At 68.3% G+C, this 11,111-nt stretch carries 7 protein-coding genes; 3 read left to right on the forward strand and 4 right to left on the reverse strand.

The window, feature by feature from the left end:
* The 3 genes from AC3WOS_RS27850 to AC3WOS_RS27860 form a co-directional block, all read left to right on the forward strand.
* Positions 1–1,705 (forward strand): methyl-accepting chemotaxis protein (locus tag AC3WOS_RS27850; protein ID WP_492720486.1); only part of this gene is annotated, 1,705 nt, incomplete at its 5' end.
* Positions 1,706–2,157: 452 nt separating this feature from the next.
* On the forward strand, positions 2,158–2,913 hold the full coding sequence (locus AC3WOS_RS27855) for an NF038120 family PEP-CTERM protein (RefSeq protein WP_492720487.1): 756 nt from the start codon (positions 2,158–2,160) through the stop codon (positions 2,911–2,913).
* Between the two features lie 18 nt (positions 2,914–2,931).
* Positions 2,932–6,087: a S8 family peptidase gene (locus AC3WOS_RS27860; protein WP_492720489.1), complete on the forward strand. Its 3,156-nt coding sequence runs from the start codon at positions 2,932–2,934 to the stop codon at positions 6,085–6,087.
* Positions 6,088–6,321: 234 nt separating this feature from the next.
* Here the strand turns inward: AC3WOS_RS27860 and AC3WOS_RS27865 are convergent, their stop codons facing one another.
* From AC3WOS_RS27865 to AC3WOS_RS27880, 4 genes are all read right to left on the reverse strand, one after another.
* A complete protein-coding gene (locus tag AC3WOS_RS27865; RefSeq protein ID WP_492720491.1) occupies positions 6,322–6,846 on the reverse strand; it encodes a hypothetical protein in 525 nt (174 codons plus the stop codon).
* A gap of 55 nt (positions 6,847–6,901) precedes the next feature.
* Positions 6,902–9,580, reverse strand: coding sequence for a bifunctional acetate--CoA ligase family protein/GNAT family N-acetyltransferase (locus AC3WOS_RS27870; protein WP_492720492.1), 2,679 nt, complete (start codon positions 9,578–9,580; stop codon positions 6,902–6,904).
* 61 nt (positions 9,581–9,641) lie between these two features.
* Entirely contained in the window at positions 9,642–10,571 is a 930-nt protein-coding gene (locus AC3WOS_RS27875; protein ID WP_492720494.1) for a histone deacetylase family protein, read from the reverse strand.
* Between the two features lie 160 nt (positions 10,572–10,731).
* On the reverse strand, positions 10,732–10,986 hold the full coding sequence (locus AC3WOS_RS27880) for a DUF1059 domain-containing protein (protein ID WP_492720496.1): 255 nt from the start codon (positions 10,984–10,986) through the stop codon (positions 10,732–10,734).
* Positions 10,987–11,111: the final 125 nt, after the last annotated feature.

The following is an 11,111-nucleotide window of genomic DNA, read 5'->3' on the forward strand; positions in this document are numbered from 1 at the left end:
CGACCCGAGTATGCCCATGACCCGCTTGCTGACCGAACTGCTCACTTACCTCGCCCGCATCAAGATCGGCGCCCGGCTGGCGCTGGGATTCGGCCTGGTGCTGCTGTTCGCCAGCGGCCTGCTGGCCATGGGCTTGTGGCGCATGGCCCAGTTGCATGGTGCGACCGATTACATGGTGAACGACAAGGTCGGCAGCCTGAATGCGGTGACGGAAATGCGCGAGCAGGGTCGTGCCATGGTCACCGTGCTGGCGCGGCTGGCGGCGCCCACGGAACTGGCGGCCGTCCCGCGCGACCAGGCGGCGCTGCAAGCGATCCTGGCCAGCTATGAGCGGGCCGAGGCGCTGGCGCGGCGGCAGATCGCCGGTGACGACGGCCGCGCGCTGTTGCGGCGGGCGATGGCGGAAAAGCAGGCGGTGATGCGGGTGGCCGAGCTGGTGCGCAAGCTGGCGCTGGCCGGCGATGGCTACGAAGCGGGCAACATCCTGCGCGCGGAACTGACGGCGCCCCATGAACAATGGCTGGCCACGCTGACCGAGCTGGCCCGGCGCCAGAGCGCGGAGATGGAGCAGGGCTACGCGGAACTGAACGCCCACTACCGCGACGCCATGGGCGGCATGGTCGCGATCGGCCTGCTGACGCTGGGCATGGGCGCCTATGCCGCCTGGCTCATCGCCCGCACCATCGCCGTGCCGGTGCGGCGGGCGGCGCTGGCGGCCGACCGCATCGCGGCGGGCGACCTCAGTCATGCCATCGTGGCCGGCGCCGTGGCGGACGATGCAGCGGGCCATGCAGCGGGCGACGAAGTGGCTGCCATGCTGGGCTCGCTCCAGGCCATGCAGGCCAACTTGCGCGACACCGTGCACCGCATCCAGCAGGGTAGCCGCGCCATCCACGGCGCGGCGCGCGACTTTGCGTCGGGCAATGCCGACCTGTCGCGCCGCACCGAAGCGCAAGCCGGTGCGCTGCAGCAGACGGCGGCGGCGATGGAAAAACTGACCGCCAGCGTGGGCGCCAGCGCTTCGCATACACACCAGGCCAATGCGCTGGCCGAATCGGCCGCCGGCGCCGCGCACCAGGGCGGCTCCGTGGTGCGCCAGGTGGTGGCGACCATGGGCGCCATCCGGGCCGGATCGGACAAGATCGTCGACATCACGGCGGTGATCGACAGCATCGCGTTCCAGACCAATATCCTGGCCCTGAACGCGGCCGTGGAGGCGGCCAGGGCCGGCGACCAGGGGCGCGGCTTTGCCGTGGTGGCCACGGAAGTGCGCAACCTGGCGCAGCGCAGCGCCGGCGCGGCGCGCCAGATCAAGGCCCTGATCGACGATGCCGTGCGCCAGGCGGAGCAGGGCAACAGCCTGGCCCGCCAGGCCGGCAGCACCATGGACGACATTGTGCAACGGGTACGCCAGGTGGCCAGCCTCATGAGCGACCTGGCCGGCGCCGGCCAGCAGCAGAGCGAAGGCCTGGTCCAGCTCAACCGGGCCATCGCCGACATCGACGGCATGACCCAGCAAAACGCTTGCCTGGTGGAGCAGTCGGCCGCCGCGGCCGAGAGTATGGACGGGCAGGCTGGCGCGCTGGTACGGCTGGTCGACATGTTTACGCTGGGGGCGGAGGGCGCCGCGGCGCCGGTCCCGGCCGCCGCTGCGTTGCGGGCGCCGGTATTTGAGGTTTCCTCAAGGAAAGAAGTGACAATATAATAGTTGGTCACGGAAGCACACCCCACTGCCGGCCACCGCGCCGGCTTTTTTTCGGCTGCCGCGCCGGCAGCCATCCAGGCGAGCAGATATCGGCAGTAGCAAGTAGATCGGCGGCGATAGCGTTGGTTTGCGCGATGTTGTGCGACTATCCTGGTGCCGGGCCAAACCGGCCGGCATCCCCGCCGGCAGTGAAATTTGCGGAATAACAACAAATTAACGCATGATTTCCTGCCCGCCGGAATCACTATTTAAGCTGGTTTCATTGCCGATACCAATTTTTCTTCTGTTTTTCAAAATAAATGCAAATAACTAACGTTAAGATAATTGCACTTTAAGTTGCTTCTCTTGCTATATTTCTTGACGCTGCAGTCGTTATGCAGCGAAGCAGGGCGCCACGACCTTGCAAGTCCGATGCAGACCATGTCCGCTCCTTAACCAAGAAGGCAAGAGAAATGAAATCTATCCCTACATTGAAACAACTGGCTGGCGTGGTCGTCGGCGCCGTGGCCCTGCTGGGCGCCGTGCCCGCCATGGCCGACACCATCAATTTCGAGTCCCATGGTCCGGACATCTTCGCCGGCGGCGACGTCTTCACGGAAACGGGCTACACCCTGCAAGTGCTCGACAGCCCGGCCGGCAGCGGCGGCGGCGCGGCCGGCATGATCGCCAACGGTGCCGATCCCGACACCTGCAGCGTGGCCGCCTGCCCGGTCGGCAACAACAGCATGTACTACCTGGGCCTCAATGATGGCGGCCTGAACATCCACCGCACGGACACCAGCGCCTTCTCGCTGCACGGACTGGACTATGCCTTCCTGGCGCCCGTGGGCGGCCTGCCCAACTTCTCCTACGGCCAGCTGGTGCTGACCGGCAAACTGGTGGGCGGCGGCACGGTGCGTGACGCCTTCGACTTCCCGCTGCAGAACGGCGGCGGCAATTACATGTTCGGCGCCGTGCCGCTGGGCGCGGCCTTCGGCCATGCCAACCTGAGCGAACTGACCGTCAGCGCCTGTCTGTTCGACGGCAACGGCAGCTGCTTCAACCCGGCCGCCAACCAGGCCCAGTTCGCCATCGACAACCTCAACGTGAGCGCCGTGCCGGAACCGTCGGCCTACGCCATGCTGATGCTGGGCCTGGGCGGCATCGCCCTGGCCGCGCGCCGCCGTGCCCGCGGCGTCCAGCCCGCCGTCCCATCCCTGCCAGCCTAAGCCCGAGGAATATCCATAATGAAATTGCATCCTATCTCGTCCGCCGTCCTGGTGCTGCTGTCGGCCATGGCCGGCGCCGCCATGGCCGATGAAGTCCGCCATTCCTACATCGTGCAGCTGGTCGACAAACCGGTCGCCACCTACACCGGCCAGATCACGGGCCTGGCGGCGACCATGCCGGCTCCCGGCCAGCGCCTGAACGTGGACGCGGCCGACGTGCAGAACTACCTGAACTACCTGGACACCAAGCAGCAAAGCGTGCTGAGCACCGTGGCCGCGGCGGAAATTACCCACAAGTACAACGTCGTGTTCAATGGCTTTGCCGCCATGCTGAGCGACGATGAAGTGCGGGCCCTGAAGAAGAACAGCGGCGTGGCCAACATCACGGCCGACTCCATCCAGCAGCTCGACACCAGCTACACCCCCACCTTCCTGGGCCTGGACAAAACCGGCGGCCTGTGGGAGCAGCTGGGCGGCAAGGGCGCGGCCGGCGAGAACATGATCCTGGGCATCGTCGACGGTGGCATCTGGCCGGAGAACCCCAGCTACGCGGACCGCGTGGACGAGAACGGCAACCCCAGCCACACGGGCGCCACCCGCGTGTACGACGCGCCGCCGGCCAGCTGGCACGGCGCCTGCGACACGGGCGAAGGCTTCGGCGTCCAGAACTGCAACAACAAGCTGATCGGCGCACGCTACTTCAAGTCCCCTGAGCAGACCTTGCACTGGACGGAATTCCTGTCGGCCCGTGACTCGGTGGGCGGCACGGAAGGCCATGGCGGCCACGGTAGCCACACGTCGAGCACGGCCGGCGGCAACGCCAACGTCAGCGCCAGCGTCGGCGGTGTGCCGATGGGCAAGGTGTCGGGCATGGCCCCGCGCGCCCGCATCGCCGCCTACAAGGTGTGCTGGACGGACGGCGTGTCGGGCAAGAACGGCTGCGCCACCTCCAACAGCGTGGCCGCCATTGACCAGGCCGTCAAGGATGGCGTGAACGTCATCAACTTCTCGATCGGCCCCAACGCGGGCGGCGGCGCCTTCAACGAGGCGACGGAAGTGGCCTTCCTGGGCGCGGCGGCGGCCGGCGTGTTCGTGTCGGCCGCGGCCGGCAACTCGGGCCCCACTGCCAGCCCGCCGGCGCCCGTATCCCACATCAGCCCCTGGCTGACCACGGTGGGCAACTCGACCCATAACCGTACCTACATCGCCAGCGCCGCGCTGGGCAGCGGCGTCAAGGTGGACGGCGCTTCCAGCAACGCCATGACGCCGAGCGCGCCGCTGATCCTGGCCAAGGACGCGGGCCTGGCCGGCGTCGATCCGGCCAACGTCAGCCTGCTGCGCTGCTTCGGCGCCACCGACGGCGTGGCGCCGCTGCTCGATCCGGCCAAGGTCGCGGGCAAGGTGCTCGTGTGCGACCGCGGCGCCAACGTGCTGGTCAACAAGAGCGCCAACGCCAAGACGGCCGGCGCCGTGGGCGTGATCATCGCCAACGTACCGGGCGGCGCGACGACCGTGCTGAACCAGCCGCACACCGTGTCGACCATCCACGTCACGCAGGAAAATGGCGCCATCGTCAAGAACTACGTGGCCGCCAGCGGCGCCGCCGCCACGGCCGCGCTGGGCGAGCTGCGCGCGTTCTACGACCCTAACGTGCCGGCTCCCGTGATGAACGGCTCGTCCTCGCGCGGCCCGAACGTGGCCAACGCCAACATCCTGAAACCGGACCTGACCGCGCCCGGCACCGACATCCTCGCTGCCGTCACGGCCGACCTGACCCAGGCCCAGCGCGACGCCGTGGCCGGCGGCGGCGTGTCGCCGTCCACGGACTGGGCGTTCTACACGGGCACCTCGATGGCCACCCCGCACGTGGCCGGTATCGCCGCCTTGCTGAAACAGCGCCATCCGGACTGGACCCCGGCCGCCATCAAGTCGGCCCTGATGACGACCGCCTTCGACACCAAGTCGGACGGCCTGAACGGCCCGATGGCGTGGGATGCGACGGCCCGCACCACGGGCACGCTGCCATGGGGCCAGGGTGCCGGCCATATCGCGCCGACCACGGCGGCCGATCCCGGCCTGGTGTATGACGCCACCGAGATCGACTATGCGCGCTTCCTGTGCGGCCTGAACGCGGGCGTGTACTCGGCCGCCACCTGCCAGGCCGTGGGCACCATCCAGCCCTACAACCTGAACCTGGCCTCGCTGACGGCCGCCAACGTGCTCGGTTCGCTGACCCTGAGCCGCACCGTCACCAACGTGGGCAACACGGCCGCCACCTACACGGCCGTGGCCAGCCTGCCCGGCTACACGGTGGATGTGCAGCCGGCCACGCTGACGCTGGGCGCCGGCGCCAAGGGCGCGTTCACCGTCAAGCTGACCCGTACCAGCGCCCCGATCGACACCTGGACCTATGGTTCGCTGGTGTGGTCGGACGGCAGCCATACGGTGCGCAGCCCGCTGACGGCCCGTGGCAGCGCGCTGGCCGCGGCCAGCCGCGTGAGCAGTGAAGCGGCCACCGGCAGCAAGGTGCTGACGGTCGGTACCGGCTTTGCCGGCACCCTGGGCAGCGCCAAGGCCGGCCTGATCCCCGCCACGGTCGAAGCCCGCAGCGTGGGCCAGGCCGACACCTCGGCCAACGCGGCGGCCCAGTGCGCCGCCGGCGGTGCGCCGGGCGTGAACGTGCATGCGGTCACCATCCCGAGCGGCACCATGGTGGCGCGCTTCTCGCTGTTCGACGCCGACACTAGCGGCAACGGCAACTCCGACCTGGACCTGGTGGTGGTCAAGGACGGCAACGTGGTCGGCAGCAGCGGCGGCAGCAGCGCCAACGAGCAAGTGCAGCTGATCAAGCCGGCGGCCGGCAACTACAGCGTATGCGTGGTCGGTTATGCGCCCGTCGATAGCCAGGCCAGCTACAGCCTGAACTCCTGGCTGCTGTCGCCGGCGACGGTGGGTGGCGGCTTCAAGGTGCTGATGCCGAGCGCGGCCACGGTAGGCGGTACGGCGTCCGTGTTGATGAGCTGGTCGGGCCTGGCCCCGGGCAAGCGTCACCTGGGCGCCGTGCAATACCTGCTCAACGGCAGCTACCAGGGCACGACGGTGGTGGAGGTGAACACCAACGACCCGCTGCCGCAGTTCGACAATGCGCGCGACAAGTACGTAAACGCAAAATAAGAGGAGCCCGGGCCCGCCGTCTGGCGGGCCGCACGGCAGCTGGCCGGGCCCGCGCAAGCGGCCCGGCCTTTTTTACGTGCTCAAAAAATGGGGACGTACCCCAAAAAAATGGGGACGTACCCCATTTCCAGAAATTCAAAATGGGGAAAATGGGGTACGTCCCCATTTTTCTGTAATTGCCGGGCGGCGGACGGCGCTACCGAAATGGGGTACGTCCCCATTTTTTTGTTGGCGCTACTGTTGCAGGGCGGGGCCGCCCAGGCTAGGCGGGCGCAGCACGCAGTGGCCGGCCTGGCAGGTGGCGCCGGGGTCGCTGACGTAGGAGCAGGTGGACATCATGCGCTCGCGCATGTCTTCGGCCCGGCGGGCGGCCGCATGCTGGGCCACCAGCTGCTTGAGACGGCTGCCATCGTTGCGCCGGTCGGACCAGGCGCGGTAGCCTTCCGGCCCGCCGCAAGCTTTGCTGCCGATGGCGATCGTGTGGCATTGGCGCTCGCTGTCGCAGGCCGTGTCGGCCAGTTCGGCCTGGATCTGGCGCATCAGCGTGGCACTGTCGGCCGGCGTGGTGCTAAGCGGGGCCGAAGCCGAAGCCGAAGCCGAAGCCGAAGCCGAAGCCGGGGCCGAAGCCGGAGCCGACGCCGGGGCCGAAGCGGAAGCCGAAGCCGAAGCTGCCGGCGGACTGCCGCAGGCGGCGCCGCCCAGCGTCAGCGCAACGGCGCAGGCCAGGCGGGACAGCAAGAGTGGGGGAGAGGTGCGCATGCCTCATCATCGCCCACCGCGCTTGTCGATGCAAGCGCAGCGTGCGTCGCCGCCGCTACAGGCCCTTGCTGCACAGGCGGAAATCGGGATCCTCGGCGTAGGGCTGGATCTGGAAGCCGAGGCTGGCCATCAGCTTGAGCATGCCGCTGTTCTTGCTCAGCACCAGGCCGTCGATTTCCGTCAGCCCCTTGTCGCGCGCCACGTCCATGATGGCGTGCATTAGCCGCGTCCCCAGCCCCTGGCCGCTGAAGCGGTCGTCCACCACCAGCGAGAATTCGCAGCTGCTGCGGTCGGGATTGGCGATGTAGCGCGATACGCCGATGATGCGGTCGTGGACGATGAATTCGCCGTCCTCGCCCGGCGTGCGCACCGTGTGCACGGCCACCAGCGCCATCTCGCGGTCATAGTCGATCAGCGTGTAGCGCGCCAGCATGGGCACCGACAGCTCGCGCAGCGAGGAGGCAAAGCGGTAGTAGCGCGACTTTTCCGACAGCCCGCGCACGAATTCCTGCAGCATGGAGGCGTCGTCCGGCTGCACCGGGCGCAGCGTGTACTGGCCGCCGCCGCGCATTGGCCAGTCCTGCGTGTAGTTGGCCGGATAGGGCAGGATGGCCAGGTGGTCGTAGCGGTGCACGGACGGCGGCGCCGCATCGATCACGATGCGGGCGTCGACCGCCAATGCGCCATGCTCGTCGACGATCAGCGGGTTGATGTCCATCTGGCGCAACTGCGGCAGCTCGCACACCATTTCCGACACCCGCAGCAGCACCTGTTCGATCGCCTCGCGGTCGGCCGCCGGTGCGCCGCGCCGTTCGTCCAGGCTGTGGGCCGAGCGTACCCGCCCGATCAGGCGCTGGGCCAGGAACTGGTTCAGCGGCGGCAGTTCGATGGCGCGGTCGTTGATCAGCTCTATCATGGTGCCGCCGGCGCCGAAGCTGATGGCGGGGCCGAACAGCGGGTCGGTGACGACGCCGATGTACATCTCGCGCCCGTTGCGCTTGCCGGCCATCTTCTGGATCGTCACACCGTTGATGCGCGCTTCCGGCGCCAGCCGCTGCACGGTGGCCATCATGTCGCCGAAGGTGTCGCGCACGGCGGCCGCGTTGAGCACATTCAGGGCCACGCCCTGCACGTCGGACTTGTGGGTGATGTCGGGCGAATCGATCTTCAGCGCCACCGGGTAGCCCAGCTGGCTGGCGATCAGGATCGCCTCGTTGGCGTTGCGCGCCAGGATGGTCTGCGTGATGGGGATGTGGAAGGCGGCCAGCAGGGCCTTCGATTCCATTTCCGTCAGTACCTTGCGGCGCTCGGCCAGCACGGCCTCGATCAGCAGGCGGGCGCCGTCCAGGTCCGGCTCGGCCAGCTGCGACAGCGGCGGCGGGGTCTGGTGCAGCAGCTGCTGGTTCTGGTAGAACGAGGCGATGTTGGAGAAGCCGTCCACCGCCGCCTCCGGCGTGCGGAAGGTGGCCACGCCGGCCTGGTTGATGATTTCGCGCGCCTGGCCTACTTTTTCGTCGCCCATCCAGCAGGTCAGCAGCGGCTTGCCGACGCTGGCCTTCAGTTCGCCCACGGCCTGGGCCACGGCATTGTGGTCGCCCGCCAGCTTGGGCGAATAGATCACCAGCACGCCGTCCACCTGGCTGTCCTGGCCGCAGGCCATGATGGCGGCCCGGTAGTGCTCCGGCCCCGCCTCTTCCGACAGGTCGAGCAGGTTGCTCAGCGTGGCGTGCGGCGGCAGCAGCGGCATCAGCGCCTGGGCGTGGGGTGGCGCCAGGGGCGCCAGCTGCAGGCCCAGTTCCACCACCCAGTCGGCCGCCAGCACGCCCGGCCCGCCGCCGTTGGTGACGATGGCCAGCCGCGGCCCCACGGGGCGGTAGCGCGAAGCGAGGCACTTGGCGGCCGAGAACAGCTGGACGAACGATTTCACGCGCACGGCGCCCGTGCGGCGCAGGGCCGCATCGAACACGTCGTCGCTGGCCATGATGTTGCCCGAGTGGGTCAGCGCCGCCTCCGAGGCGGCGGCCGCGTTGCCGGCCTTGAGCACCACCACCGGCTTGGTGTTGGCCGTGCCGCGCAGGGCCGACAGGAAGCGGCGCGCATTGGTCACCCCTTCCATGTAGATGACGATGCTCTCGGTGGCCTGGTCGGTGGCCAGGAAGTCCAGCGTCTGCGCCAGGTCGACCGCGGTGTTGGGCCCCAGCGAGACGACGGTGGAAAAACCGACCGCGTTCTTGCTGGCCCAGTCCAGGATGGCCGAGGTCAGCGCGCCCGACTGCGACACCAGGGCCAGGCTGCCCGGCTGCGCCAGCTGGCCGGCCACGCCCGCGTTCAGGTGCAGGCGCGGGCGCTGGTAGCCCAGGCAGTTCGGCCCCAGCAGGTGCAGGTCGTGCTTGCGGGCGATGGCGTGCAGTTCCTTGGCCAGCTGCGGTTCCACGCCCGACGAGATCACCAGCGCCGCCTTGCACTGGATGCGGCCCGCCACTTCCAGCGCGAAGGCCAGCTCCTCGTGGGGCAGGGCGATCAGGGCCAGGTCGGCGCGCGAGTGGGCCAGGTCGGCCAGGGTGCCGCTCATGTTCACGTCGAGGAAGGTGACGGGACCGGCAAAGCCGCCGTCGCGGATCTGGGCGCAGATGCTGCGGCCGTAGCTGGTCTGGGTGTCCGGCTGGTCCACCTTGCCGGCGAAGACGACGATGGCTTGCGGGGAGAACAGGGGACTCAGGTAGTGGGTATCCATGGTTTTTCTTGTTCGGGAAGCGTTGGATGGGAGGGGAGCGCGGGCTGGTCCCGCGCCGGGGTCAGTCGTCCAGGCCGAGCAGCACCTTCAGGTGGGCCGCCGCGCTGCGCGCCAGCGACGACAGTTCATAGCCCCCTTCCAGGCAGGATACGATGCGGCCTTGCGCATGGCGTTGGGCGACGGCCACGATCTGGCGCGTCATCCAGGCGTAGTCCGCTTCGACCAGGCCCAGGTTGCCCATGTCGTCGTCGCGGTGGCCGTCGAAACCGGCCGACACGACGACCAGCTGGGGTGCGAAGCGCTCGAGCGCCGGCAGCCAGAATTCTTCCACGCTGGCGCGCAGCAGTTCGCCGCCGGAGCGGGCCGGCAGCGGCACGTTGACCATGTTGGGGCCGCGCGGCGTGTTGCCGCTGAACGGATACAGCTTGTCCTCGAAGATGGAGCACATCAGCACCCGCTCGTCGTGGTGCAGGATGTCCTCGCTGCCGTTGCCATGATGGACGTCGAAATCGATCAGGGCCACCCGCTCCAGGCCGTGCACGTTGAGCGCGTGGCGGATCGCCACGGCCGCGTTGTTGAAGAAGCAGAAGCCGCCGGCGGCCGCGTACTCGGCGTGGTGGCCGGGCGGGCGGATGTTGCAGAACGCGGTGGGCGCCGCCCCTTCCAGCACCAGGTCGACCGCCAGCACGGCGGCCCCGGCCGCCCGCAGCGCGGCCTGATAGCTGTGCCGATTCATGCTGGTGTCGGGATCGACCTGCACCATGCCCTCTTGCGGCACCATGCTGGCCAGGGTGCGGATGTAGAGCGTGGAATGGGCCTGGGCCAGTTGTTGTACGGTGGCGCAGGGGGCGTCGTAGGTCTGCATACAATCGAGCAAGCCCTTGATCAGCAGCATGTCCTGGATGGCGCCCAGCCGCGCCGGCGCTTCCGGGTGCTGGTTGCCCATGTCGTGTTTCAGGCAGTCGGGGTGGGAGATATAGGCTGGCAGCATCGTGGGGACTGGGCTACGTTGCGGGCGCACGAAGGCGCCGGGCCGCCGTGATCGTTTAACTCATGGTGCGAAACCCAGTGTACTGAGGTGTATCAAATGTTACGTTGATCTAAATCAAACGCGCTGGCATGGGCGCATGCCAGCGCGACCTCGCCAGATACTAATGACGGTGGCTGGACGTTGCGCCGGCCGTGGCGCCGGGCTGGCCGGCCATGGGCAGGTATTCGGGCGGCGTGCCTTCCTTGAACAACTGGCGCAGCTGCTGGCGCAGTTCCGGGCTGTCCTCGTGGTGGTGGGCGCTGACGGCATGCTGAACGGCGATTTCCATCAGTTCAGTTTCGCTGTCGGCGGCGATGGCGACGGTGCAGTTGATGTCGCTGGGAAACTCCCGGCAATCGATGTATTTGCGTGTCATGATCTGCTCCTTGCAGCTTGCGGGTGGGTGGTGCGCCCAATTCAGTATAGGCGGTGCCGGCGTGGGCGCAATGGAGGGCAGGGGGCGGGCAGGCGCGGCGGCGCGGGCCGGCCGGGGGGCGGGGG

The organism is Rugamonas sp. FW305-51, assembly GCF_058786935.1.